We start from the raw sequence: 24,625 nt of genomic DNA, 5'->3' as shown, positions 1-24,625 counted from the left end.
CCCGGCTTTAATTACTGAGGCAGTTGTTTTTTACCTATGGTTAGCGTGCAACTTCATGCAACGATGTATGGTATGAGTTTAGACGAAGGTGTTCAGCTGGATGGCGCTAAGAGCAGTTTTTTATAGTTTTACAAAGTATAAGCATTCGTTTGCAGGTGCAGGTCTTTAAACCAGTATTAGCGGCCCAGGCAACGTACACGACCTTAAACAAAAGATTTTCAATGGCTGAAGTAACCTTACCGAGTATACAGCAGGAGTTGAACCTGAAGAAGCTGGAGCTATCAGCCTTGCTTGAAATTACGCAGGCCATCAACGATAACCTGCCGGAGCCTGCCCTTTATAAGATTTATCGCTTTACCCTGCTGGCTCAGTTACAGATTAGCCGTCTTGTATTGTTTGTGCACGATGAGAAATGGGAGTGCAAAGTATGTTTCGGTACGGAGCAGGACTTCACAAAACAGGACATTCCGGAAACTATACTTGACCTGAAAGAGATCACGCGGACTTCTAAATTAAGCGTTGATAAAAAGTGGCGTGCCTTCGAAATCGTGATACCGATCTTCCACAACGGCAGGGTGCTGGCTTTTGTCATGATCGGCAAAATTCAGCCGTACTATTCTAACATGGAAGCCTTGAACTTTGTGCAGACCGTCAGTAATATTATGCTGGTGGCGATAGAGAACCATAAAATGGCCCGCCAGCGCCTTGCTCAGGAATCCATCAGGCGTGAGATCGAGATTGCCCGGGAGGTGCAGTCTATGCTTTTCCCGAAGTCGCTGCCCAACGACAAGGATGTAGCCATTTACGCCAGTTACATACCCCATTCTTCTATTGGCGGCGATTACTACGACTTTATTGAGATAGATGCCGATAACTTTGTGTTTTGCGTGGCTGATGTGTCGGGTAAAGGCGTACCGGCTTCGTTGCTAATGTCTAATTTCCAGGCAGGCCTGAGAACCATACTTCGCCAGACCTCTGACCTGAATACCGTAGTTGCCGAACTCAATAACCTGATTTACCGCAACGCGATTGCCGAGAAGTTCATAACCATGTTCCTGGCCCTGTATAACCGCAAAACCAGGGAGATGTGCTATGTAAATGCCGGACACAATTCGCCGATACTGCTTTACGAAGACAATACGCACCGCCTGCTGAACGAAGGCTGTACCATGTTGGGTGTATTCGATGTGCTGCCCTTTATGTCGGTAACGCGCATTACAGTGCCCCGCAATTCGGTGTTGCTGTGCTATACTGATGGCCTTACAGAAGTGTTCGACGAGGACGAGTCTGAGTTTGGGATAGAAGGAAGTATAGAATTCCTGCAGCGTAACCGTTTTCTAAGCTCCAAGATGCTGCACCTGCAACTGCTCCGAGAAATTAACCTCTACAACGAAGAAGCCGCCCTCAACGACGACATTACACTGCTCTCGTGCAGGTTTAAGTGAGTTTAATTGCTGATTGTTGATTGTTTAATTGTTAAAAAGAATAATTGGTAAGTATGCTATCTTTGCAGGTCTAGCAATCAACAATTAACAACCAGCAATCAAGAGTGATCCGCCTTTACAAAACTCCTGCTTTCTTTAAAAAGCTATGGCCGAAGTATACCTGGCACAGGGAAGCTACGGAGGAGAAACTGTTATATTTAACTTTTGACGATGGGCCTGTACCGGAGGCAACACCATGGGTGCTGGACCAACTAGAGAAGTATAAGGCAAAAGCCACTTTTTTTTGTGTTGGAGACAATGTGCGAAAATACCCGGAGATAACCACACAAATACAGCAGCAGGGGCATGTGCTGGCCAATCATACTTATAACCACCTGAATGGCTGGCGTGCAGAGTTAAATCCATATTTAGAGAATGTGGCGCAATGCCAGCAGGAACTAGAAAAGTATACTTTACCAGGCTCAAAGCCTTTGTACAGGCCACCCTATGGCCGCATTACTCAAAACCAGGCAAGGCAGCTCGAAAGTAAGTATGAGATCATTATGTGGGATGTGCTCACCAACGACTACGACAACAGCCTCTCACCTGAAAAGTGCCTGCGTAAATCCATCCAAAGCACCCAAAACGGGAGTATCATCGTATTTCACGACAGCCTTAAAGCAAGACGAAACATGATGTATGCCCTGCCCCGGTACCTGGAACATTTTACTGGTCTCGGCTATACTTTCGAGACCTTATGATCGTATCTGTAGCCTATTTTATACTTTTCTTTACCCTATTCCTGGTGCTGCTGGTCTTGCTACTGGTAAACCGCAAGCGCTATACTTCCGATCCCGATCAACTGCCCCGCATAAGTATACTGATAGCTGCCCGCAACGAGGGGCACACCATTACCCGCTGCCTCACCGCCATAGAAGCGCTGGACTACCCCAAAGTGAAAATAGAAGTGCTGATAGGCAACGACGGCAGCACCGACAGCACACAGGAGGTAATAAAAGCCTTTATAAAGGACAAACCCTACTATACTTGCATTAATATTACCCAAAGTATAAACCAGCTTAAAGGCAAGCAGAATGTGCTGGCGCAACTGTCGAGGTTGGCAACCAGTAATTTATACTTTTATACTGATGCCGATATTGCCGTGCCGCCTACCTGGGTTAAGGGTATGCTGGGTGCGTTAACAGATAAGGTGGGTGTAGTTACGGGTATCACCACCACGCAGGAGCATACCCTCTTTGCAAAGCTGCAGGCCCTGGACTGGCTGTATGCACTGGGCCTGATGCAGGTAGTCTCGGACCTGAATAAGCCTGTTACCACCATGGGCAACAACATGCTGCTGCGCCGCGAAGCTTACGAAGATGTAGGAGGTTTTGAAAGTATACCATTTTCCATCACTGAAGACATTGCCATCTTTAACAAAATTCTCGAAAAAGGCTGGGGCTTCCGGAACGTGTACAGCAATGAAGTACTGGCTTTATCTACACCAGCCACAGACTTTAATCAGTTCATGCATCAACGCAAACGCTGGATGAAAGGCGCCATGCACCTGCCTGTGTATATGACCATCATACTAGTACTGCACTCGGCTTATTATCCCGTGCTGCTGCCGTTTGGCTTTCATACTTCGGCGGGAGTGGTACTGGCCGTTTTTACCGCAAAGCTGATCATGCAAAGCGTTTTCCTGTATGTATGCCTGCGCCGCCTGCACCGTTCTGCAGCCTGGTGGGAGTACTTTGTTTTTGAAATCTACCTCGTGATAACTTCCATCGTTTTGCTGGTGTTCTACTACCTGCCGGTAAAGACAGTATGGAAGGGACGAAAATATTAGGGAGGTTAGAAGCGCAATATCGTTATTCGTTGTTGGTTATTCGTTATTGGTGATTTGTTATTCGGGAATGTAGAGACGCAATACTTTGCGTCTTCTCTGCTACAGAGCGATTGGGTTCGTTATTGGTTGTTGGTTATTCGTTGTTGGTTATTCGTTGTTGGTTCCTTGTTTTTTTATTATTCCATTGCGCAAGTGTTAAACGAAGTGTCACTTGTGCTGGTACATGGAGGCAAGTCTTCAGACTTGCGGAAGTATAGCTGCTATTTTACAAAGTATAAAGTATGGCTCACGGAAGTCTGAAGACTTCCAATCATGACACGTCACAAATCACGCTGCGCTTAAGACTTGCGCCAGGAAAGAAATCAACCATCCAATAATTCAACAATTAAACAATCAGCAATTAACTTTAACTTGCACCCGCAAACTTTGTAGTACTACATTGGTCATTGCCAATGTTAATGATAACCGATAAATGAACTTGATTGATTCGCACGCGCATATTTATGCGGAGCAGTTTAAAGATGATAGGGCAGAGGCCGTAAGAAGAGCAGCAGAAGATGGCGTGAGCAAGATCTACATGCCCAACATCGATCATACTTCCATTGATGTGATGCTGGAAACAGAGGCGCAATTTCCGGGGCAATGCATTCCGATGATGGGCCTGCACCCGACCTCAGTTACTAAGGATTTTGAGCGTGAATTGTACTTAGTGGAGGACTGGCTTAGCAAGCGTTCTTTTGCAGCAGTAGGAGAGTGCGGCATAGACCTGTACTGGGACAAAACCTTTCTGCCACAGCAACAGGAAGCGCTTAAAGTACAGGTAGAGTTGGCCAAAAAGTATAAACTGCCCATCGTATTGCACACCCGCGACTCCTTTAACGAGACCTACGAAATAATTGCAGCAGCACAGGATGGTTCACTCAAAGGTATTTTCCATTGCTTTTCGGGTACAGCAGAGGAGGCGGAGAAAGTAAAAGAGCTAGGCTTTCTGATGGGCATTGGCGGCGTGGCTACTTTTAAGAACGGCGGCCTTGACAAAGTGCTGCCACATGTTGACCTGGATAACCTGGTGCTGGAAACCGATTGTCCGTACTTGGCACCGGTACCGCACCGAGGCAAACGAAACGAGCCCTTGTACTTAACGCTGGTGGCAAAACGCGTGGCCGAACTGATGAATAAAGACCTGGACGAAGTAGCTGAAAAGACAACAGCCAATGCGTTAAACCTTTTCAAACTATAACCATGGAGGTAGTTCAGGTACACATCGATACGGCTACACCGCTGCACCCGGAAGCCTCTATCCTGATCATTTACACAGGTGGTACGGTAGGGATGGTATACGATAAAGTAGAGCAGCACCTGGTGCCGTTCAACTTCTCGCAGATACTGGACCACGTGCCGGAACTGAGCCAGTTTAATTACTTGCTTACCGTCATGAGCATGGAGCCTGCCATTGATTCGTCTAACGTTACCATAGCCGACTGGCTGATGCTGGCCCAGTTAATTGAAGAGAACTATGAAAAGTATGATGGCTTTGTGGTGCTGCACGGAACCGATACCATGGCCTACAGTGCATCGGCGTTAAGTTACCTGCTCGAGAACCTGCAAAAGCCTGTGATATTTACCGGTGCCCAGGTACCGATTGGCCGAATTAGAACAGATGCCCGTGAGAACCTGATCACAGCCTTGCAAATTTCCGGTACAAAGCAAAGTGGCCAGAGCCTAGTGCCCGAAGTGTGCATATACTTCCGGGACCTGTTGCTGCGGGGCAACAGAGCCAAAAAGGTAGAGAGCAGCCATTTTGATGCATTCAAGTCTGATAACTATCCGCCGCTTGCCGAAACAGGAATTGATATAGAGTATGATTCTGAAAATATACTTCCGCACCCAAAGCAACCGCTACGCGTGCACCGCGAGTTAAGCGATAAAGTAGCTATACTTAAGCTTTTTCCGGGTATTACCCCACTAACAGTACAAAGCACCTTACAGGCACCTGGCCTGAAAGGAGTGGTGTTAGAGACATTTGGATCGGGCAATGCACCGTCTGCACCCTGGTTTCTGGAGCTTGTACAGGAGGCATTGGATAAAGGCATACATTTCCTGAATGTGTCGCAGTGTGACGAAGGGCGTGTAATACAGGGGCAATACGAGACCAGCACACACCTGCTGACCATGGGTGTTATTGGTGGTGCAGATATTACCACAGAGGCTGCCATTACCAAGCTGATGTACGTGCTGGGGCTGGATCTGAGCCACGAAGAAACAAGAATGTTACTGTGCGAAAACCTGCGCGGCGAAATAACTTTATAGTTTATAATAAGTATAAAGCACCTTGGTTTGCAGAAGTGCTGCATAATAGCCTATATTTGCAGTACAAAAAGAGAGCTGTCCGAGTGGTCGAAGGAGCACGCCTGGAAAGTGTGTATACCCCAAAAGGGTATCAAGGGTTCGAATCCCTTGCTCTCTGCAACAAATGTTAAAAAAGGGCTTCTGCATTTTGTAGAAGCCCTTTTTCGTATATCCGGGTAAATGTTATTCAAACAAATTATACTTCCTGATTCTTTTAACTGGAAGGGGTAGATTTATTACTGGCAAAACCACTGGCAATGGTTTTCTCGCCATACACTACAGGTGTACCTTGCTTCGCTTTGTACCAGCTCTTCATGAATTTCACAATAGGTTGCTCTATGTAAATTGTAATTGCATACGATGCTGCCAGCGAAAATACCAGTGGCGGAACTATGATAAAGAGGCTGCTGCCAAAGAACTCTTTTGTCTGGTCGATGATGATATAACCAATGTACTGGTGAAAAAGATAGAAGGTATAGGAGATGCTTCCCAGTAATAAAAGCACCTTGTTTGTCAGGAAATCAAGCTTACCGTTTATACCTAAATAAAACAGCACGAAAAAGCTTGTTATTACGGCTACCTGAACGCCTCCTTTGGGCATGTACATGGCAATGGCCGCCAAACAGGTAAAGAGCAGGTGCCCCTGAATAACTTTCCTGTTTTCGGGTGCTTTAAGGTACAGGAAGAACAATATACCAGCGTAAAAAAAGAGGCCGTAGTGTAAGTTAAGTATCGTGGCTGCTGGCCCAAAGCTAAACAAGAATTGATTTATAAGGCCCAGCGTTACCCAGAGTATGCCGATATACAGTATCCTGTTCAGGCTTTTGGTCACAAATAGCACCAGCATCATCAGGTAAAACATCCATTCTGCAAACAGAGACCAGTAAACCCCATCCACATCCTTCACACCGAAAAGCTTTTGGAACATCGTTAAGTTTACCAGCATCTCCGGAATACTGGTTTCAAGCTCGTTAAGACCAAAGCTATGGACTGCAAAAAAAGTAATGATCAGGCAAAACCAGTAAGCCGGGTAAAGCCGGATTGCCCGGTTAAATAAAAATTCTTTGCTGCTCTTTATCCTGTCAAAACTAAAAAAGATAACAAACCCACTGATCATAAAGAACAACTCGACACCATACAGACCATAGTCAAAATCAAAGCTTTCAGAAAAACTGTGTCCGAAATAGCTTCTATATGCTGACGTATAATGAAAAAGGGCAACTGCCAAGGCGGCTAAGCCCCTAAGCGAATCCAAAAAAAGTAATCTGTTCATTTGTAGTAGTAATCTTTTGCATAAATCTTTTTTGTGTTTTACCAATCAGCGCCTAAGCTGCGTAATCAAATAATTAAAAATCTACTGCAGTAATTGTCACCTGTTGATGAGCATGTAAATCATTTTGGCTACGCAGCGGCAGAATAGTATACTTTTCAGGCCAGCATCTGGAGCAGATAACTGTTTCAGCATTCCGGAAAAATAGGACAACAATCCGGAACCAGTGGCTGACATAATGCCTCGGTAAGTGCATTTCCATTGTCTACGTGACTTTCTTTAAAATAGCTTCGACTCAGGTAAATTTTTAACTGGCAACCATGTAACTGCCTATCTTACACAAGCTTTATGAAATAAGTCCGGGCAAAATTGGTGTATGCCACAGGAGCAAGTGTGTGAATACCGCGTAGTTCAGATAATACACCCGTAAGTGACCCAGTTACAGGTACGAGCTCTCAGCTAAACATAGTAACCTACCCATTCACCATGGCAGGGATCAATAATTATTATGTGGCCGTTAGGAAAACAGCTGGTACCTGTACCAATGACTTTAGGCTGTTAAATGAGGTTACTATCGAGGTAAAAGGTAACGCTGTGTCTACTTCGTCTTCAGACTGGTCTATTAAATGCGGGCAGAACCTGACAGCTACTTTAAATGGAAATGTACCGCCTCAAGGTGGCAGTGGGGTATGGACTTTAAGTAGTACTCAGCACACAACAGGAAGTGGTGTTGTGATTGTTTCACCAAACAGCCCAACTACTAGCGTGACAGGTTTAAATTCAGGAACCTACACATTCACCTTGACTGTGACGTCTTCATGCGGTTCAATTACAACTACGGCTACTTCTAGTGTTACTATAACTGTAAACTGCCCAAGTTACTACGAGATGCACCTTCTAAATATGTAGACCAACACAGAACAGGAGATGTGCTTGCAGTGGCAAAAGAGCAAGACAACGGTGTTACAAGCGCTAAGTTAGTTCCAGGGTTCACACTTCCTCCTGGTACTACCATAAATCTTACAAATGGTGTTATCACGGTATCAAACCCATCTGTGCTAGTGGCTGGTACTTATACTTTCCAAGTAGATTTAGTGGATGGTAATGGCTTTACAACCCGTGTGCCAGTAACACTTAGGTTCTTAACCAATGGCCCTGTAAGCGATCCACTTCCAATTGAGTTATTATACTTCAGAGGAAATCTGGCTCAGGGTGTTCCAAGTTTAGAGTGGGCAACAGCCACGGTAAAAGGTAATGTACGCTTCGAGATTGAAAGAAGTACCGATGCCAAGAATTTCGTGAAAGTTGGCACCTTGTAGGAAGGAAATGAAAGCAGTGTTCTAGCCAAGTATAGCTATCAGGATAAATCTGCTACTTCTGGAGTGGTGTATTACCGCCTACAACTCAAAGACGCCTCAGGCAAGACAGCAGTTAGCAAAGTAGTTGTGCTGAAAAGTGAGAAGCATACACAAACTAAGTTACAGCAAGTGTATCCTAACCCTTTTAAGGACAGCTTTAATATCAGTGTTGATGTACAGCAAGCGGGAGAACTATCTATACAATTAGTTAACATGCAAGGACAAGTGGTGCATCAGCAAATAGAGTGGATTACATCAGGATCTCATGAGCTAGAGCTAAAACCAAAACATCTGAACAAAGGCATCTATATCCTAAAACTCAACGGTGCTGGCTTAAATCAAGCTACTAAAGTAGTAAAGGCTTCGAATTAAGGATATTCAGTAAACATAAAACAAGAGAGGGGGCTTTACACGTCCCCTCTTTTGTTTTATGCCTCATTGCAAACCATATCCAATGTTCATCTGCTTCTTATAAAGAGCACTTTGTATTGAATAAAGGGTTAATAAGGTAGCGGTACTTTATCTTAGACTTTTATAAAGGGTAGGCAACCAATGTTGCAGCTAAAAGCAAATGGGGCAGAAAGTATAAACTCTCTGCCCCATTTGCATACTTATAAACTCCAGTTCTTATTGGAACACATAGTTCACGTTAGGAAGCTGTGAAAGCACAGGTGCTGGTAAATCCAGCGCAACCGCCCTGCCATCAGTAACAGGCGACACAGTGCCTTTCTTGCCAAGGTACTCTGTTATCACATCATGGATGGTATAGTCCAGCACCTTAGGGTCTGTGGCACCAGGCATGCGGCAAAGCATATCGTCAGGTTCACCTCTTCTTAAACAAGCAGCCATAGTATACACACGTTTTGGGTCTAGTGGCTTGCCACCGATTTGGATAGACTGTACACGCTGCCCTTTCGGAGCATTTGCATTAAACTTAAGCTCCATCCCTGAGAAGCGAATCACCCAGCCACCGAAACGCTCAAGCGGTTTCTCGGCAAACACGTTGTGTAGTTCCTTCTCCATCCATTTCTGAATTTGCTCACCGGTGGCTTTACCGGTTTTCACGTTCTCATTCACAGGTAGCATGTTCCAAAGGTCGCTGTAGGTGATGGCTGCTTTTCTGGAAGCGTATGGTACGATAGGGGAGCTGAAGCGGAAGCCATTTGAAATAGCTACATCTACACCCGTTTTCCAGCGCACGGCATCTGTAATCATGTTATCCATTGGGTTTTCTACTACCAGGTAGCGGTAAAGAGGAGTAGAGGTATAGCCTAATATTTGATCAGTCTTGGCCTTATATGGGGCCATTTCTCGCTCCACAATGCTTTTCACGGTTGGGTCAGCAGGGTATTTGGCAGGGTCCACGTCAATCAGGTTATAACGCTGGCCTACTATCTTTCCGTCTTTCACATCTAAGTCAAGGCGGCCTACAAATGAGGCAAAGGCACCTGGCTCAAGCACCTGTGCATATTTGCGTTTTAGGGGCTGGCGAATACGCTCGTGCGTGTCATTTCCCAGTATAAAGTCTACGCCCTTTATCTGTTCCTGGTCCGCCAAATAGATTTGTTTTGAAATTCCTAGGTGTGTCACCAAAAACAGAATATCTACCTTCTTCTCCTCTTTCAGCTCTTTTATAAGTGGTTCCAGATTATCCTCAAGCTCTTTAAAAATGAGGCCTTTGCTAAAAGAAGGGTTCTGGCGGATAGGCACCTCTGGGTCATTGTAGGAAATAAACCCAAGCTTTACACCTTTAACCTCCTTGATAAAATAAGGTGGGTATAGCATGTCTGTGGAGGCCTCATCGTAGATATTAGCGCAGATGATAGGTTTGCCGAAAGCCTGCAGCACACTTCTCATTTTCTCATTTCCATATATCACCTCCCAATTGCCCGGAATCAGGAAGTCATAATCCATTGCCTTAATAACTGGCGCTATAGCCTTACCTTCAGAGAGCGCAGCCACAGCACTTCCCTGAATTAAGTCACCACCGTCTACAATTACAGTTCCGTTCGGGTTCTCGGCTTTTACTTGCTTGAATATGGTCTGGATACTGGCCATACCTCCACGCTCTTTAAATACAAATTCTCCGTTTTCTATGAAAAATTCTTGGTGTGGCAGCATCTGGCCATGGATATCGGCTGTTTGTAGTATGGTAATGGTTTGAACGTAAGACTCTTGTGCTTCTGTGGTTTTTGCAGAGTTTCCAGACTGGCATGCTCCCAGCACCAGAGCTGCAATAAAAGGGAAAACCGCTCCGGCAGTTTTCTTAAGGTTAATTTTCATGGTATTAGATGTTTAAGTTAAGTGTAGAGTAAACTTAGACACAGTACAGCCCACACAGATACTTCAGTCTTAGTAGTATGACAGTTTATCAGCAGGTAGTTGTGCCCCGAAGGTGGTAAGTAGATCGGTTAAATAATTGATATGGGGTGAGACAAAGTTCTGCCTCAAGCAATTTGTGGGGGATCAGGCTCTATTCCGTATGCTATAGAGTGGTAAGCTGATGCTAAGAATTGGGAAACAGTTAGGCCAATGCTAGAGGCCTGTACAAATGCAAGAAAGTGATCTTGATTTGTATAAAGCCTGGATTCTTCGGTTTCCTCTTCCGTTTCTTCCTCTGTTTGACCGTTCTGAAAATAAATCTGGGAGTAAGTTTGAGGCTCCTGCTCTGCTACAACCGTTATGTTTTGACGGGGATTAGATGCACTATGATTTGCACCGGCTGTTGCTTGAAAGGGTAACGCACAAATAACTATATGCGAGCATAGCTGCAAAAGAAACATCATCATATTTATGTAGTATGAATAGCGCTTCAAAGTTATCTTGTGATTAATTTTAACTTAATAGTTTATTAAGCTCTGCAAGACAAGATAATATAAAAACCCAACCCGCTTGTGTGACTTTTGTCACACAAGCGGGTTGGGTTACTTAAATACAGGGAATTTTAAAGCAAATAGTTACTTTTTCTTCTCCTTTGCAGCTATAATCTCCTGATATGGGCCAAACTTATGTTGCTCTTCACTAAATGAGTCAGCATAAGGACCAAATGGGTGGTCAAATGGTTTCTTGGAGATATCTGGCCAATCTTTCCCTTTGGTATTGTCTGATGTTTTTACAGGCCGTGGAATAGAGTTTACATAAGCTGCCAAATCCCATGACTCCTCGTCTGTTAATTGCGGACGATCATATGTAGCTCCTAATGGCATGTTGGCTTTTACATATTTTGCGAAGTTCGACAAGCGATATAAGCCAGCGCCATTGTTGTAGCTATGCTTACCCCAAAGTGGAGGGTACTGGTATTCCTTGCCATCAGCCATCATTTGTCCTTCTCCCTCTTCTCCATGGCAAACCTGGCATTTCTGGGCATAAATCAGTTTTCCTTTTTCTGGGCTGGCTGCTCTATCTAGTAGCTCAATGTCTATCAAGCCTGCCCCTTTTGGCTTTTCATCTTTCTTTACGTCTTTACCTACCCAGTTAATGTAGGCAACAATAGCCTGCATCTCTTTCATATCTGCTTCTAGTGGCTGACCATTTAAGCTACGCTCAAAGCAATCATTCACACGTTTTACAACATCCTCTTCGGTTCCAGATCTTGCCCTGAACTTAGGATAGGTAGATGCTACACGCGAATAATTATTACCAAAAGGCTTGGTGCCGGCATCGAGGTGGCAGTTCTGGCAGTTCATGCCGTTAGATATTTGTAACACACTTCCCTCTGGACCTAAATACTGGGCAGTATGAGCAATTAACTCACGTCCGTACCGAATCTGGTCTCCCTCTGGTGTGGCTGGCAATTCATCAATATCCGCAGCATGCCACATGTCATCTGCAGGGGCCTCGGTAGTGTTTGCAGCAATGGCATCAACAATAGTGTCTGAAGTATTGCTTTGGGCAAACTCTGGAAGTTTTACAGAAGTAGGACTAACAAGCAGTAAAATAACAAGCCCTAGCAGCAGAACAACCGCAAATGTAATAAGGCTAACTATTCTGCTTATTTTAACAAGGACTCCTCCAAACTCCTGATCTTTATTCTGTTTCATACTTTTCTTTTTAAGTGGCCTATATAACTGAATACTAATTTAGGCTTCAAACTTTGCGTTGTACGTGACTTTTGTCACAAACAGACTAATTGGTAAAAGTCATATTGCAATACTAATACAGTATTAATTGCTTAATAATTATTTAAGGGTAAACTTCTATAAAGTTTAAGCTGATTATTGTTTTAGCCGTAATAATTCAGTCGAATAATTAGTTTTTACTTATTAACAATAGATAATGGTGCATACAAATTCAGCTATTTTATGCCGTAATATATCCAGAGGCGTTTTTTTGGTGATTACTGCTACAATAGCACAATTGGGCTCGGTGCAAGCCCAAAGCATAATACAGGACATTAAAAAAGAAGAAAATACTCAAGTCAAAGAAAAAATAGAGGTAAACAGTGCCAACACCTTTCAAGCACTTGATACAATAACTGCACAAGCATCTATAAAAAAAGATTTACCCCCGCCAACCTTAAAAGCATTTCTGAAGCAGGGTAAATTCAGTGGGCAGGTGCGTAACCTGTTTATGTATACTAACAATGAGGGGGATTTACCTGACTACCATTCCCTGGCATTAGGCACAGGGCTGGGTTACGAGTCTGCCATGTTTCATGGTTTTCAGGTTGGGGTAAGCGGTTTTTTCATCTTCAATGTCTGGTCTAGCAACTTAGGAACAGACCCCGAAACGGGTTTTAAGAGCCGCTACGAAATAGGAAACTTTGACCTGCTTGACCCTGATGACCGGCATGATCTAGGCAGGCTGGAGAATCTATACCTGCGTTATTCTTTCAACACATCTAAAGTAACGGTAGGTAGGCAAAAAATTAATACTCCGTTCATCAACCCACAAGACGGAAGAATGCGACCTACACTCGTTAATGGGATTTGGGTAGAGTACAATGAGCTGGAGAAGCTGAGCTTTAACGGTGGCTATATTATTGGTTTTGGACCACGTTCCACAGCCGACTGGTTTAGTGTAGAAGAAAGCATCGGTTCTATTCCGGCAGCTCGCAGCGTGTACGGGAAGCCCTCGCAGTACGTGGGGAATATAAACAGCGATGGCGTTGCCATTGCCAATGTTACCTATCAACCTACCCAAAATATTAAAACTGTTTTGTGGCACTATTACGTGGACAACCTGTTTAACCTTTCCTTTTCCCAAACTGATGTTGCCATACCAGTAAATCAGGATAAAAGCAGAAGTATTGTGCTTGGCTTTCAGGCTGGTTACCAAAAAGTGTCTGGCAATGGGGGGAATGCAGACTCGCTGAAAGCATATATGCCTAAAGGTGCAGAAACATGGCTGTATAGTGGGAGGTTGGGTTTTAAAACAAAGAAAGTAGAAACTAGCCTGAACTATACCCAAATAGCAGACAAAGACAGGTTTCTGTTTCCGAGAGAGTGGGGGATTGAGCCTTTTTACACCTTTTTACCAAGAGAGCGCTTTGAGGGTGGAGCTGCTGGTAAAGGCATTGCCCTTAAAACCGACTTAAAGCTGCACCCACAATGGAAAGCAAGTATAGGATATGGCCTTTTTGATACCCCAAGTGTAAAAAACGCTAGACAAAGCAAGTATGCTATGCCATCTTACAGTCAGCTTAATATAATGGCGAATTATGCCTTAAAAGGTTATTTAGATGGACTGGTTTTGCAGGGCCTTTACGTGTATAAAGGTGCTAGAGGAGAAACTTTTGGTGACCCACGATTTATAGAGAACAAGGTAAATATGTCGCATTACACCTTTGTGATGAATTACCAATTTTAATTGCCGAATGGAGATTATAAGTAGAAGCAACCTCAACCTATACTATGAAAAAACTGACCATTTTACAGCTAAACGATAGCCATGCCTATTTAGAGCCTCATCAGGAAATGTTTTGGGAGGGAGGAAAGAAAGTGTACCGCAAAGCCGGTGGATTTTCTCGAATTGCAGGGTATTTAAACAAGCTAAGACAAGAAAAGGAAGGGGCAATACTAACCCTGGACTGTGGCGATACGTTTCATGGCACCTATCCGGCTGTGCATACAAAAGGCGAAGTGATGCTTCCGGTACTAAACGCTTTAGGCCTTGATGCCATGACAGCCCACTGGGAGTTTGCCTATGGACCTGAGCAGTTTCGGAAGTTAACTGCAGCGCTGAACTACCCCATGCTGGCCATAAACATTTACGATAAGCAGACGGATGAGCTGGTATATAATCCATATATCTTAAAAGAAGTGAATGGCCTTAAGGTTGGCGTGATAGGCATTGCCTGCAATATTGTAGACAAAACCATGCCCCCGCATTTCAGCAAGGGCCTATATTTTACCCTCGGAAACGACGAACTGCCGGGTTATATCAAAAAGCTGAAAAAAGAAGAAAACGCTGACTTGATTGTACTGATCTCGCATCTGGGCTTTCCTCAGAATATGAAATTGCTCTCAGAAGTACCTGGTGTGGATGTTTGCCTCAGCAGCCATACCCATTACCGAACGCAACAACCCATAATGCAAGGCAACACCATTGTGATTGAATCTGGTTGCCATGGCTCTTTTTTAGGCCGCTTAGACCTGACGGTGAAAGATGGGAAAATAACAGACTTTACACATGAGATGGTGGAGGTATCAGATGATTTGCCAGCCGATGCAGCTGTTGAAAAGCTGGTGCAAGAAGCGACAGCGCCATTTCAGGAAAAATTGCAACAGGAAGTAGGGCAAGTCACCACACATCTGGACAGGAATAATATCCTTGAGGCTACAATGGATAATTTCCTGCTTCAAAGTATGATTTCGGCAACAGGAGCTGAACTCGCTTTTTCGAATGGGTGGCGATACGGTGCTCCAATTGTGCCAGGGCCAGTAACGCTTAACGACTTGTATAATATTATCCCGATGAACCCGCCGGTTCAAACAGCAGAGATTACAGGACAGGAGTTGTGGCAAATGCTGGAGGAAAACTTAGAAAGGACATTTGCCCCTGATGCATACAACCAGCTAGGAGGCTATGTGAAACGGTGTCTAGGTTTGAAGGCATTTATCAAAATCGAGGCTCCGAAAGGTACGCGCATCCAAAAACTTTTTGTGGATGATGAAGAGGTAATCTTGAGTAAAAACTATAAAGCTGCCTTCGTTACTGAGCAGGGGATAAGCAAGAAGTATGGTACTAACAGGCAAGAATCAGGTATAAAGGCCATTGACGCCATGTTGCAGTTTTTAAATAATAACTCGCCAGTTGAGGTAAACTTACGAGGCACGTTTGAAGCAGTATAAATACTATGATAGCAGTCTTTAAATAACAGAATTTAAGATGTACTTATAAAGCAGATAAACTATGAATTTAAACAAGAAAAATTTCCTGACATTCGGCTTGGCACCGCTGTTTTTTGCAGCATCCTGCACAAGCTCTACGGCTCCAGCCAGTCAAACTACTGATTCGCAAAGAATGGACAACACACAAGCGAATGCAAAAACGATTACCATTCTGCATACCAATGATATGCACGGCTCTTATATGCCATTCCGGGCAGTGGATGGTAACTCGACGGCACAAACCGGAGATGAAGGGCGCGATACCTTGATCACTTTTGGAAAGGCATCGCTTATCGGTGGTTTTGGCCACATGGCAAGTGCTATCAAAAAAGTCCGCAATGAAAAGGGTGCAGATAAGGTGTTGTTAGTAGATGGAGGAGATACCTTCGGGGATGACCAGTTAGCAAACCTGACAAAAGGAGAGGCCATGATAAAGCTGATGAACAAGGTAGGGTATGACCTGATGACCATCGGTAATCATGATTTTGACTATGGATTGGAAAGGACACGGGAACTGGAGCAGTTGGCGAATTTCCCGATGCGTGCTGCCAATATTATTGATGAGAAAACGCAGCTGCCACTCTTCGGTGAGCCTTACATTATCAAAGAGGTAGACGGTGTAAAGCTGGCTATTCTTTCAGTGGGTTACCGAAACACGAATAAGACAGGAAACCCGAATAATATGAAGGGCCTGAGATTTGAAGTGGGGCAGGAGGTAGTTAAAAAGTATATGCCTGAACTTCGCGAGAAAGCGGATATTGTGGTGGTAGTATCGCATGAGGGTACAGCTGTAGATGATATGATGGCAAAAGAAGTGCAGGGCATAGATTAGATTATCGGAGCGCACAGCCACGACATACTTTTACCGCCTACAAAAATAGGCCAGACTTTTATAGTGCAAGCAATGTCTGATGCTGCGGTGCTAGGCGAAACAGAACTGCAGATAGTGGACAAAAAATTAAAGGATGTGAACGTGACCTACCACAAGTTGTGGCATGACCAGGTTAATCCTGATCAGGAAGTGTTGCAACTGATAGCGGAACTGCGACAGCCATACGTATCAAAACTGGAAGAGAAAGTTGGGGAGAGCAAGGATGAAATAGGCAGACAGTACAAATCCGAAAGCCCTTTTGATAAGCTGGTGGGCAACATGCTATTGGCAGGTTACAAAGGCGAAGTAGCCATGCTTCCGGGAGTTGGCTATGGCATTACCCTGAAGGAAGGACCTATCACAAGCGAAGACGTTTACAAGTTGCTACCGCACCCATCCAAAATTGCAACCCTAACCATGACGGGCGCACAGCTAAAGCAAACATTGGAGCAGTCAGCCAAAAACCTGAGACCAGATAATAAACTCAATGCGGTGGGTGGTCTAATTCAAACGGCAGGTATAAAGTATGAAATGGACCTAACCAAGCCGATTGGCCAGCGAATCAGTAATGTGCGTATTGGCAACACCCCTGTAAGCGATTCGAAATCTTATAAGGTTGTAACGCATGCCGGTATGATGACAGGGTTACACAACTACGATGAAATAGGTAAAGGCAAAAACGTCAACAAAACTGACAAACTACTCACCGAATTCGTGATTGAACAGATAAAATCCAAAGGCCAAATAGAGATGCCAAAGAATATGGGTGAGGTTGTTATAAAGAAGTAGCTTTTAAGCAGCCCAAGTTTATGTTTTCAAGGCAAACTTGTGGTCCGATTAACCCACCCCTACCCCTCCCAATAGTAGGGCCGTTTCATTCTGATAAAACTATCCCCTTGAGGGGATTATAGGGGTGTTGATATCGTAGATGAAAAGCCAATTATTAACTTCATTGCAATTTTTCTGCAAGAGCAAACACCCCTCTCGCTCCCCTCAAGGGGAGAATCCGCTTGAATGAAACGGCCTTGCTCCCGAGAGGGGAACCTCAGCACGAGTAAAAATTCCCCTCCTCGGAGGGGTTAGGGGTGGGTTTGTGTATAGCAGCTAATTAAACATTAGCATAAAAAAAGAGAGCAGCCTAATTGGGCTGCTCTCTTTTTTTATGCTGTTTCCCGTTTCTGATTTATTACAGCTTCGGGTGGTTTAGGTTTAACCTCCACACTCTCCCGAAAAGGATGCAATTGCTGCTCCAAAAATGATTTTGGGTAGTGCTCTACCTCATCAAACCCAAGCTCAATATCACGACCATCTTCTGGCTCGTAGGCTGTGCCAAACAGATAGTCCCAGAGGCTTAGCGTAATGCCATAGTTGGCACCGTAACGGCGTGGCATGTGCTTGGCGTGGTGCCAGATATGCATCTGTGGGTTATTAAACAGAAAGCGAAATGGCCCAAGTGGTACCTTAAAGTTTGAGTGGTTAAAGTGCCCCACAGCAGTAGCAAAAATGTGCACTAAAAAGAAATCCTGAATACCAAAGCCTATCATGGCCAGCGGAATGTACTCCAGGGTGCGGTACACTACCGTCTCGCCCCAATGGAAGCGAAGGTGTGCTGCAAAGCCCATTTGCTGCACAGAGTGGTGCACCTTATGGAAGTTCCATAGGAACTCAAAGCGGTGCAGCAGGCGGTGCACGTTCCATTGAATAAAATCCCGAACCATAAACAGGGTAAGCAGCTGTGCCCATACAGGCCACGACTGCACCTCAAAGGCTACTAAGTTCTCAATTCCGAAAAGCCCCAGAAAATCATTGAAAGCCTCTACGCCAATATTGGAGATGGCATTGAAACCCACCAACGAGAACAGGAAGAAGTTGAAGAACATATAGAAGCCATCGAGCCAGAAATCCTGTCGGAATTTGGCCTGATGCTGTCGCCAGGGAGCCACGATTTCTAGAAGCCAAAAGAACAAGGACAAGCCCAGTAGCCAATAGAAATAGTTGCCCCAGCTGGGGTTCAGGATCTCACTCCAAAGGTAGCCCCCATAGTCGGAGAACGACCTCAGAAATATGTCCCAGTATTTTTCCATTTTACTCAAATTCAAAAATTAAAGCTTAATGTAACTGTAGCCTTCTTCTTGCTTCTCAATGATCTCTACCACGCCCATAGGCACCGTAAGAACACCTGGCAGCAGTTGCTCTTTCTGTACATTGTGTGCACGCATGGCATTTTCGCAAGCTACGAACTTAACGCCCTTATCCTGAAGCACCTTTAGCTGCTCAGCTGCAGTAGCTTTGCCTTTTACCAGCATATCCAAGCCCTTGCCATGCACTACCATTTCTAACTGTGCATCTGGCCAATGGTTCAACATCTTCTCAAGGTGCTTCATTATTTTACCCTGCTGCGCTGAGTCCGCTGATACAACATCATACACAACGCGATGCTGTGCCACCTGCTCCGTTTTGTTTGCAGTAGACTTTGCTTTAGCCTTAGTTTGAGCAAATGTTGTTTGCGCAATAAGCAAGGCAAATATTGAAAGGAGAATTACTTTAAGCTTCATAGTTATAAGTTTATGTTTCAATAGTTATTCAACAGCTAGTCCTGCACTTTTAAGTGATGAAAAGCCATCAGTAGCATCATACACTTGCTTAAAACCTAACTGTTCCATTAGCTTAGTTGCTCTGCCACTTCTACCACCTACAGCACAGTAAACCAGGTATGGCTGCTCGGGGTCAAGAGCCTTTAACTTCGCCTCAAAATCAGGTGCTGAGAAATCAACTAGCTGTGATTGCTGCAAATGCCCTTGTGCATACTCTGCAGTAGTGCGAACATCTAGCACAACAATATCCGGGTTTTGAGCCAACAGGCTCTTAGCCTCCTCGCTGTTAATAGCCTGCGTTGCAGGAGTGGTTGCTTCAACTGCCTGCCCGTTAGATTGTTCAGCAGCTGTAGTGTTGCTATCTGAACTGCACGAAGCCATAAACGCTAGAGAAGCCAAAAGGAATGTTAACTTTTTCATGTGATGATTTTAAGGGTTTAGATTTGTTGCCTTAGCAGGTTGCCCAGTTAGGTTTAAGCAATGGCTTTATTCTAGGGCCACCTGCTAAGGTATAATTTATTTTTTTACCATCCCTTGCAAGAAGTCTCTCACTTCTTGATTGTCATAATCAGCCATGCCTTCTTGCTTAGCCACTATTTCACCCTCTGGAGAGATGATAAACGTGGTAGGGATTGCATTGCTGTAAAACTCCTGAGGCATAGGGCCGGCAGGCATGTAAACTGGGAAGGTGAAGCCTTTTTTATCGATAAACTTCTTCACTTTCTCAACTCCTCCTTCATCTACAGAAAGCATGACAAAGGCTATTTTATCTGAGCCTACTTTCTCATAGAGCTTTTGGATATTTGGCATTTCAGCCACACAAGGAGGGCACCAGGTGGCCCAAATGTTCATGAACACTACCTTGCCTTTTAAGTTCTCGAAGTTTACTTGTTTTCCATCAAGGGTTTGCATTTTAAAGCCTGCCCCAGCCCTAGTACCAGTGTATGCCGTTGGCTCGCTAGTAGTGCTTAGGTCAGTGGTGGTTTCTGGTACATCTGCATTTTTAACACCTGTAGCCAATAATAAACGCTGTACCTGACCAATAGCCTCAGTATGTAAGCCTGTTAGGTACAATACCCCAAAAATAGCAAGCATAACTGCCCACCCTGGAATGTCCTTTATTGAAAATCTTTTCTTATCCATTTCTGTATTTTAAATCTTAATTATTAGTTTAATTAGCTTAACATGTTGTCTTGTAGGAACTAGCTTTCGTTTACAGTTCAACAGTTGTAAAGCCTTGCAATTTTAGGTCGAACATATGCGTCAGGCCATTTGGCACTACTTCAACACCGTCCATTAAGGTATTTGGGTTAATATCGAACTTTTTCAGCGACATTCCACAAACTCGGTATGTTACACCGGCTTTTTTACCTGCCTCAAATACCTGCGCCATTTCACCGCCCTTAACGAAAGCTTGAACCGATTTGCCACATGCCATTATCACAAAGGCCTCACTGTCATATTTATTCTCCTTAGTGATGGTTTCGGCTGTGTTTACAGCTGCTTTCAAGTGGTCGGGTTGGCTGATTAATACAGCATACTTTTGCTTAGCAGTAGCAGCAGTTGTTTGCTTAGTGGTAGTCTGCGCTATTGAGTTTGTTGTAGTGCAAGCGCCCAGTAAAAACATTAGGCCAAAAGAAGCCACAAGCACAGCGCTGCGTGCCTGCATAGGTGCAAATGATCCTTTTAGCTTTTGGTCTAATCCGTAATACACGGCACCATTAACTGCGAAAAAAGTAAGCACTCCGAGTATAGCAATATTCTTGAAAAGTGGGCCCGCTCCTTCAGGGTTTCCGATTTGTATGGTAAGTGTGATAGGCACAAGTATAGTAATCAATAACAGTGCCGCTAATTTGGTTTTATACCCCATAAGTAGCATAAGTCCACCTAGTAGTAAACCTACCCCCGAAAGGATAACCAAAGTCTCTGCCGAGGCAATCCAAGTGGCCAAGCCGCCCATTGCTGCACTCTCTAGGCGGGCAGCTGCACCAGCGGTTTTAAATAAATGGTTTAAGCCCGCCATAATAAATATCAGACTGCTCATAATGCGCAGTGCTAAAAATGAAGTTTTCTGCAAAGGTGTGAATTCCATGATATTTTCTTTTTTCTTAAATGATAAATCTGAGGCATAGCTATAGCGTGCCTGCTTTTAGAGTTAAAGCACAGCTAATTAGGGTATAATCAAGAGGGTGTACTATCTCTTGTTCTTATGCCTGTTTAGCTGTTATTGACTTATTGATTTAAGAAAATCGAGGTGGGTCGGGGTCTGTTGCCAGATCTGGGGAAAGGTGGTTACGAACACCAGTCATGAAAAAGGTTCGCATTAAAGGGTTATTGTATGATGTGTTATTGTCTGCAGAAGCCAACACGGCATACACCTGCTGACCGCAGTCTACAATAATTGCCGACTTGCCTTGCTGTTCTGAGTGTGTTTGATGCTTGATGCACTTCTTTGCACAGCCACGCTTTAGAGCAAATTTGCTCTTAGCGCAAGACTTTACTTGCACCGTTTGTTTACCTGAATTTAAAGCAGGCACAGTTACGTAGCTTTTCGGCAATACGAAGAGCAAAGTAACCATAGCTAGCAATATATACAGGTAACTTTTCATAATTAAACCCAGCCTAATTAGCTGTTGTTAGTTTCGTTAACACATCTAAAAGGCTTATTGTTTCTTTAATGGTGGATTACTCTACTAATATACAATCAATGTTTTAATTAACCCACACATTCTGGACTATGCCATAAGCTTTTCTTTGTACAGCACATTCGTATTTCTGTCATGACGCCGGCTGTAAACGTTAGCATGGCTGTACCAATCAATACGGCTGACAATCCAAACAAATCACTGAAAACTCCGGCAGCAAGTGCACCTGCCACATAGCCAAAGTCTCTCCAGAACCTGAAGATACCTAAGCTTTCTGGTCTTTGCGATGGGTGCGTGTTTTCTGCCACAACAGATAAAAAGTTAGGGTAAACCAAAGCTGTGCCTGCTCCCAAAATAACCAAAGCGGATACCAAAATAGGGTAGGAGTCTGCAAAATAAAGCAAGCCTATGGCTAAACCCTGAGACAACATGCCTATGGTAAGCAGCTGCTTCTTACAGAGTACATCACCCAACTTGCCTGTCACTAACTGGCCTAATCCCCAAACCACGGGGTAAATACCTGCCAACAAGCCTGTTTCTGCCAAAGAGTATCCTTTAGAAAGTAGCAAGACTGGCAATAAACCCCATAAAATGCCATCATTCAGGTTATTTATGAATCCATTTATCGTAACAGAGCCCAAATTCCCGTGCCTCCAGGTAGTGTCTTGCCAAATATTGCCTAACATCGGTATGCTTGTTTTAGCTGCCTCCGTTTTAGCATGGGCATGTGTATCTCGGATGAAGAAAATGGTAAGTAACAAGCCTGCCACCGAGAACAGAATACCAGGGGCAAACGCATAGGTAACAACTCCTGTGGTAGAGGCAATATACCCTGCAACAAACGACATTAAACCTACAGCAAGGTAACCGGCAAACTCATTGATACCCATGGCAAGGCCCCGGTTCTTTTCACCTACAAGGTCTATCTTCATTACCACTGTTGCTGACCATGCTAGTCCTTGGTTAAGGCCTAGCAGCAAGTTAGCTGCAATTACCAACCACCAGCTGTTCGCAAAGAGCAAAAGCCACGGCACAGGCAAGGCAAACAGCCAACCAAGTGTTAGCAATTGCTTGCGTGTATACTTAGAGGCTAGCCTGCCCATCATAAGGTTGGCAAAAGATTTTGCCAATCCGAAGGCTACAATAAAGGATAGTAAGGCCGTGTTGCCACTAATGTTAAAAACCGTTTCAGCAAACTCAGGCACAACCGAACGCTCCAGACCAACCATGGCTCCCACGAAGCCATTGATCAGCACAAGCAGCCAAAACTGCGAAGCGTTCTCGCGCAAACCAAGCTGAGTCTCAGTTATATTGTTCTTCATTGCCCTAAATAAGCAAGCTTAGTTTTATAAAACACTAAACCGATGACCTGTTAGGACCATCGGCTCTGTAAATTTATGGTTGATTAATGAGGGAGTTTATCCTTAATAACACCATATATGTAAGTGCCTGCAATGGCTCCTACGATGGCTACCGCTATGGCCCAATAACCATAACCCAAGTTTACGGCCATTGGCCCTGGGCAGGCTCCTGTAAGTGCCCAGCCTAATCCGAAAATGATACCTCCGATAATATAACGCGGAAAAGACATCTCTTTTGGCGTAAAGATGATCGGGTTACCCTGATAATCTTTCATATTATACTTCTTGATCAGGTATGTGGCGATGGCTCCGAGTACAACTGCTGTACCAATAATGCCATACATATGGAAAGCCTGAAAGCGGAACATCTCCTGAATTCTGAACCATGAGATAGCCTCAGACTTACTCATCACGATGCCGAATAAGATACCGGCTAATATAAATTTTAATCCTTTCACGGTAGTAATGCTTTTTATTGAGAGATAATTTAGTGCTGTGCCTTACAACTAAAGAATGAATGGCAGCAATAAATGTGTCATGATCAGGCCACCTATAAAGAAACCGATAACGGCAATAAGCGATGGCAACTGCAAGTTAGACAAACCACTGATCGCGTGGCCAGAAGTACAACCACCCGCATAACGAGAACCAAATCCGATCATCAGACCACCGATCAGCATGATCAGGAAGCCCTTTACACTAAATAGTGCTTCTAAACTGAAGATCTCATCTGGCTGTAAGCTGTCCGGAGCAGAAATACCAAGCTGCTGTAAATCCTGAATAGTTGCTTGGGAAATCTGTACTGCATCGCCGTTTGTTAAGAACTCAGATGAGATCCACCCCCCTAAAATAGCACCTACTACAAAAAGCAGGTTCCAAGTCTGAGAACGCCAGTCAAAATCGAAGAACTTAGTATGCTTACCTGCACCGCAGGCCGCACATATTACGCGCAGGTTTGACGAGAAACCAAAAGATTTACCAAAAAACAGGAGCAGCACCATTACAAAGGCGATCAATATTCCTGATGTGTACCAAGGCCAGGGCTGGCTAAGAAATTCTAATATGTTTTCCATTCTAATAATAAGTTCTTACTAATTGGGTAAGTATACACAAGCAACCTTAGCTTCTGTTTTTACTATTGTCTTTAATTAATAATTATTTAGGCCAGGCTCCTACGCCTCCTGCCAAGTTATAAGCTTTAATTCCTTTATCTGCTAATAAGTTGCAGGCAGAACCACTACGGTTACCACTTCTGCAAAACACATAGTACTCTTTGTCTTTGTCCAAGCTGTTAAGAGCAGCCTGAAACTGACCTGATAAGAAATCCAGGTTTTTAGCACCTTGAATTGAGCCTGAGTTATACTCTCCTGCAGTTCTTACATCAAGCAACTCTGCATTTGATGAATTTTCGAACTGAGACTTGAAGGTTTTACCATCCAAATCCTGATATTTTTTTGATCCTGAACCGAATATATTAAACATAGTTTTTTTGTTTCTAAATGATTGCCTTTTAATAACTTACTGTACAAAGATACTACATGTACATCCCTTGTTCAGTGACAAATGTCACGCA

The 24,625-nt window shown here is 44.1% G+C and carries 26 protein-coding genes and 1 tRNA gene; 13 read left to right on the top strand and 14 right to left on the bottom strand.

The window, feature by feature from the left end; all coding sequences use genetic code 11:
- Positions 1 to 221: 221 nt before the first annotated feature.
- From K0O23_RS13170 to K0O23_RS13145, 6 genes are all read left to right on the top strand, one after another.
- On the top strand, positions 222 to 1,445 hold the full coding sequence (locus K0O23_RS13170; RefSeq protein WP_219877893.1) for a GAF domain-containing SpoIIE family protein phosphatase: 1,224 nt from the start codon (positions 222 to 224) through the stop codon (positions 1,443 to 1,445).
- 104 nt (positions 1,446 to 1,549) lie between these two features.
- Entirely contained in the window at positions 1,550 to 2,185 is a 636-nt protein-coding gene (locus K0O23_RS13165) for a polysaccharide deacetylase family protein (RefSeq protein ID WP_219877892.1), read from the top strand.
- Positions 2,182 to 3,273 (top strand): glycosyltransferase, encoded by a 1,092-nt coding sequence (locus K0O23_RS13160; RefSeq protein WP_219877891.1) that lies wholly within the window; start codon positions 2,182 to 2,184, stop codon positions 3,271 to 3,273. Before K0O23_RS13165 ends, K0O23_RS13160 begins: the two co-directional genes overlap by 4 nt.
- Positions 3,274 to 3,745: 472 nt before the next feature.
- Positions 3,746 to 4,513, top strand: a complete 768-nt coding sequence (locus tag K0O23_RS13155) for a TatD family hydrolase (protein WP_219877890.1) — start codon at positions 3,746 to 3,748, stop codon at positions 4,511 to 4,513.
- Between the two features lie 2 nt (positions 4,514 to 4,515).
- A complete protein-coding gene (locus K0O23_RS13150) occupies positions 4,516 to 5,583 on the top strand; it encodes an asparaginase (RefSeq protein ID WP_219877889.1) in 1,068 nt (355 codons plus the stop codon).
- Positions 5,584 to 5,652: 69 nt separating this feature from the next.
- A tRNA-Ser gene (locus K0O23_RS13145) sits at positions 5,653 to 5,740 on the top strand.
- Between the two features lie 96 nt (positions 5,741 to 5,836).
- Here K0O23_RS13145 and K0O23_RS13140 read toward each other — a convergent pair.
- A complete protein-coding gene (locus tag K0O23_RS13140; RefSeq protein WP_219877888.1) occupies positions 5,837 to 6,895 on the bottom strand; it encodes an acyltransferase family protein in 1,059 nt (352 codons plus the stop codon).
- Between the two features lie 483 nt (positions 6,896 to 7,378).
- On the opposite strand from K0O23_RS13140, the gene K0O23_RS13135 reads away from it, so the two are divergent.
- The 3 genes from K0O23_RS13135 to K0O23_RS13125 all read left to right on the top strand — a co-directional run bounded on the left by K0O23_RS13135 (position 7,379) and on the right by K0O23_RS13125 (position 8,622).
- Positions 7,379 to 7,801, top strand: coding sequence for a PKD domain-containing protein (locus K0O23_RS13135; protein ID WP_219877887.1), 423 nt, complete (start codon positions 7,379 to 7,381; stop codon positions 7,799 to 7,801).
- Positions 7,802 to 7,830: 29 nt separating this feature from the next.
- Complete coding sequence (locus K0O23_RS13130; protein ID WP_219877886.1) at positions 7,831 to 8,211, top strand: Ig domain-containing protein; 381 nt, start codon at positions 7,831 to 7,833, stop codon at positions 8,209 to 8,211.
- Positions 8,212 to 8,277: 66 nt separating this feature from the next.
- On the top strand, positions 8,278 to 8,622 hold the full coding sequence (locus K0O23_RS13125; RefSeq protein WP_219877885.1) for a T9SS type A sorting domain-containing protein: 345 nt from the start codon (positions 8,278 to 8,280) through the stop codon (positions 8,620 to 8,622).
- Between the two features lie 255 nt (positions 8,623 to 8,877).
- Here K0O23_RS13125 and K0O23_RS13120 read toward each other — a convergent pair whose 3' ends face one another.
- The 3 genes from K0O23_RS13120 to K0O23_RS13110 form a co-directional block, all read right to left on the bottom strand.
- Complete coding sequence (locus K0O23_RS13120) at positions 8,878 to 10,533, bottom strand: bifunctional metallophosphatase/5'-nucleotidase (RefSeq protein WP_219877884.1); 1,656 nt, start codon at positions 10,531 to 10,533, stop codon at positions 8,878 to 8,880.
- A gap of 164 nt (positions 10,534 to 10,697) precedes the next feature.
- Positions 10,698 to 11,066, bottom strand: a complete 369-nt coding sequence (locus K0O23_RS13115) for a hypothetical protein (protein ID WP_219877883.1) — start codon at positions 11,064 to 11,066, stop codon at positions 10,698 to 10,700.
- A 141-nt stretch (positions 11,067 to 11,207) separates the two neighbouring features.
- Positions 11,208 to 12,290 carry a c-type cytochrome gene (locus K0O23_RS13110; protein ID WP_219877882.1) on the bottom strand — a complete coding sequence of 361 codons (1,083 nt, stop codon included), beginning with the start codon at positions 12,288 to 12,290 and terminating at the stop codon, positions 11,208 to 11,210.
- A 235-nt stretch (positions 12,291 to 12,525) separates the two neighbouring features.
- Here K0O23_RS13110 and K0O23_RS13105 point away from each other — a divergent pair, with 235 nt between their 5' ends.
- The 4 genes from K0O23_RS13105 to K0O23_RS13090 all read left to right on the top strand — a co-directional run bounded on the left by K0O23_RS13105 (position 12,526) and on the right by K0O23_RS13090 (position 17,241).
- Positions 12,526 to 14,058, top strand: coding sequence for an OprD family outer membrane porin (locus K0O23_RS13105; RefSeq protein ID WP_219877881.1), 1,533 nt, complete (start codon positions 12,526 to 12,528; stop codon positions 14,056 to 14,058).
- A gap of 44 nt (positions 14,059 to 14,102) precedes the next feature.
- On the top strand, positions 14,103 to 15,542 hold the full coding sequence (locus K0O23_RS13100) for a bifunctional metallophosphatase/5'-nucleotidase (RefSeq protein WP_246597091.1): 1,440 nt from the start codon (positions 14,103 to 14,105) through the stop codon (positions 15,540 to 15,542).
- A gap of 61 nt (positions 15,543 to 15,603) precedes the next feature.
- Positions 15,604 to 16,413 carry a bifunctional metallophosphatase/5'-nucleotidase gene (locus K0O23_RS13095; RefSeq protein ID WP_219877880.1) on the top strand — a complete coding sequence of 270 codons (810 nt, stop codon included), beginning with the start codon at positions 15,604 to 15,606 and terminating at the stop codon, positions 16,411 to 16,413.
- A gap of 72 nt (positions 16,414 to 16,485) precedes the next feature.
- Positions 16,486 to 17,241 (top strand): 5'-nucleotidase C-terminal domain-containing protein, encoded by a 756-nt coding sequence (locus K0O23_RS13090; protein WP_219877879.1) that lies wholly within the window; start codon positions 16,486 to 16,488, stop codon positions 17,239 to 17,241.
- 371 nt (positions 17,242 to 17,612) lie between these two features.
- Here the strand turns inward: K0O23_RS13090 and K0O23_RS13085 are convergent, their stop codons facing one another.
- The 10 genes from K0O23_RS13085 to K0O23_RS13040 all read right to left on the bottom strand — a co-directional run bounded on the left by K0O23_RS13085 (position 17,613) and on the right by K0O23_RS13040 (position 24,534).
- Positions 17,613 to 18,536 (bottom strand): sterol desaturase family protein, encoded by a 924-nt coding sequence (locus K0O23_RS13085; RefSeq protein ID WP_219877878.1) that lies wholly within the window; start codon positions 18,534 to 18,536, stop codon positions 17,613 to 17,615.
- A gap of 18 nt (positions 18,537 to 18,554) precedes the next feature.
- Positions 18,555 to 19,007 carry a DsrE family protein gene (locus K0O23_RS13080; protein WP_219877877.1) on the bottom strand — a complete coding sequence of 151 codons (453 nt, stop codon included), beginning with the start codon at positions 19,005 to 19,007 and terminating at the stop codon, positions 18,555 to 18,557.
- Between the two features lie 24 nt (positions 19,008 to 19,031).
- Positions 19,032 to 19,466, bottom strand: a complete 435-nt coding sequence (locus tag K0O23_RS13075; RefSeq protein ID WP_219877876.1) for a rhodanese-like domain-containing protein — start codon at positions 19,464 to 19,466, stop codon at positions 19,032 to 19,034.
- Positions 19,467 to 19,562: 96 nt separating this feature from the next.
- On the bottom strand, positions 19,563 to 20,189 hold the full coding sequence (locus K0O23_RS13070; protein ID WP_219877875.1) for a TlpA family protein disulfide reductase: 627 nt from the start codon (positions 20,187 to 20,189) through the stop codon (positions 19,563 to 19,565).
- 70 nt (positions 20,190 to 20,259) lie between these two features.
- Positions 20,260 to 21,138 (bottom strand): DsrE family protein, encoded by an 879-nt coding sequence (locus tag K0O23_RS13065; protein WP_219877874.1) that lies wholly within the window; start codon positions 21,136 to 21,138, stop codon positions 20,260 to 20,262.
- A 148-nt stretch (positions 21,139 to 21,286) separates the two neighbouring features.
- Entirely contained in the window at positions 21,287 to 21,655 is a 369-nt protein-coding gene (locus K0O23_RS13060; protein ID WP_219877873.1) for a hypothetical protein, read from the bottom strand.
- Between the two features lie 107 nt (positions 21,656 to 21,762).
- Positions 21,763 to 23,013, bottom strand: a complete 1,251-nt coding sequence (locus tag K0O23_RS13055) for an MFS transporter (protein ID WP_219877872.1) — start codon at positions 23,011 to 23,013, stop codon at positions 21,763 to 21,765.
- Positions 23,014 to 23,096: 83 nt separating this feature from the next.
- The gene (locus tag K0O23_RS13050; RefSeq protein WP_219877871.1) at positions 23,097 to 23,510 is read right to left on the bottom strand and encodes a DUF6691 family protein; all 414 of its coding nucleotides are present in this window, start codon (positions 23,508 to 23,510) and stop codon (positions 23,097 to 23,099) included.
- Positions 23,511 to 23,558: 48 nt separating this feature from the next.
- Complete coding sequence (locus K0O23_RS13045) at positions 23,559 to 24,125, bottom strand: YeeE/YedE family protein (RefSeq protein WP_219877870.1); 567 nt, start codon at positions 24,123 to 24,125, stop codon at positions 23,559 to 23,561.
- Positions 24,126 to 24,207: 82 nt separating this feature from the next.
- Positions 24,208 to 24,534, bottom strand: coding sequence for a rhodanese-like domain-containing protein (locus K0O23_RS13040; RefSeq protein ID WP_219877869.1), 327 nt, complete (start codon positions 24,532 to 24,534; stop codon positions 24,208 to 24,210).
- Between the last annotated feature and the right edge of the window lie 91 nt (positions 24,535 to 24,625).

It is taken from the genome of Pontibacter aydingkolensis (assembly GCF_019443125.1).
Taxonomy (GTDB): Bacteria; Bacteroidota; Bacteroidia; order Cytophagales; family Hymenobacteraceae; genus Pontibacter; species Pontibacter aydingkolensis.
Note: the sequence above shows the minus strand (reverse complement) of the source record. Positions and strands in the feature narration are given on the sequence as shown.

Bases quoted from the DNA above. Each gene is read 5' to 3' on its own strand.
- K0O23_RS13170 (WP_219877893.1), top strand. From the start codon at position 222: ATGGCTGAAGTAACCTTACCGAGTATACAGCAGGAGTTGAACCTGAAG.
- K0O23_RS13160 (WP_219877891.1), top strand. From the start codon at position 2,182: ATGATCGTATCTGTAGCCTATTTTATACTTTTCTTTACCCTATTCCTG.
- K0O23_RS13155 (WP_219877890.1), top strand. From the start codon at position 3,746: ATGAACTTGATTGATTCGCACGCGCATATTTATGCGGAGCAGTTTAAA.
- K0O23_RS13150 (WP_219877889.1), top strand. From the start codon at position 4,516: ATGGAGGTAGTTCAGGTACACATCGATACGGCTACACCGCTGCACCCG.
- K0O23_RS13140 (WP_219877888.1), bottom strand. From the start codon at position 6,895: ATGAACAGATTACTTTTTTTGGATTCGCTTAGGGGCTTAGCCGCCTTG.
- K0O23_RS13135 (WP_219877887.1), top strand. From the start codon at position 7,379: ATGGCAGGGATCAATAATTATTATGTGGCCGTTAGGAAAACAGCTGGT.
- K0O23_RS13120 (WP_219877884.1), bottom strand. From the start codon at position 10,533: ATGAAAATTAACCTTAAGAAAACTGCCGGAGCGGTTTTCCCTTTTATT.
- K0O23_RS13110 (WP_219877882.1), bottom strand. From the start codon at position 12,290: ATGAAACAGAATAAAGATCAGGAGTTTGGAGGAGTCCTTGTTAAAATA.
- K0O23_RS13105 (WP_219877881.1), top strand. From the start codon at position 12,526: ATGGTGCATACAAATTCAGCTATTTTATGCCGTAATATATCCAGAGGC.
- K0O23_RS13100 (WP_246597091.1), top strand. From the start codon at position 14,103: ATGAAAAAACTGACCATTTTACAGCTAAACGATAGCCATGCCTATTTA.
- K0O23_RS13095 (WP_219877880.1), top strand. From the start codon at position 15,604: ATGAATTTAAACAAGAAAAATTTCCTGACATTCGGCTTGGCACCGCTG.
- K0O23_RS13090 (WP_219877879.1), top strand. From the start codon at position 16,486: ATGTCTGATGCTGCGGTGCTAGGCGAAACAGAACTGCAGATAGTGGAC.
- K0O23_RS13085 (WP_219877878.1), bottom strand. From the start codon at position 18,536: ATGGAAAAATACTGGGACATATTTCTGAGGTCGTTCTCCGACTATGGG.
- K0O23_RS13080 (WP_219877877.1), bottom strand. From the start codon at position 19,007: ATGAAGCTTAAAGTAATTCTCCTTTCAATATTTGCCTTGCTTATTGCG.
- K0O23_RS13075 (WP_219877876.1), bottom strand. From the start codon at position 19,466: ATGAAAAAGTTAACATTCCTTTTGGCTTCTCTAGCGTTTATGGCTTCG.
- K0O23_RS13070 (WP_219877875.1), bottom strand. From the start codon at position 20,189: ATGGATAAGAAAAGATTTTCAATAAAGGACATTCCAGGGTGGGCAGTT.
- K0O23_RS13065 (WP_219877874.1), bottom strand. From the start codon at position 21,138: ATGGAATTCACACCTTTGCAGAAAACTTCATTTTTAGCACTGCGCATT.
- K0O23_RS13060 (WP_219877873.1), bottom strand. From the start codon at position 21,655: ATGAAAAGTTACCTGTATATATTGCTAGCTATGGTTACTTTGCTCTTC.
- K0O23_RS13055 (WP_219877872.1), bottom strand. From the start codon at position 23,013: ATGAAGAACAATATAACTGAGACTCAGCTTGGTTTGCGCGAGAACGCT.
- K0O23_RS13045 (WP_219877870.1), bottom strand. From the start codon at position 24,125: ATGGAAAACATATTAGAATTTCTTAGCCAGCCCTGGCCTTGGTACACA.
- K0O23_RS13040 (WP_219877869.1), bottom strand. From the start codon at position 24,534: ATGTTTAATATATTCGGTTCAGGATCAAAAAAATATCAGGATTTGGAT.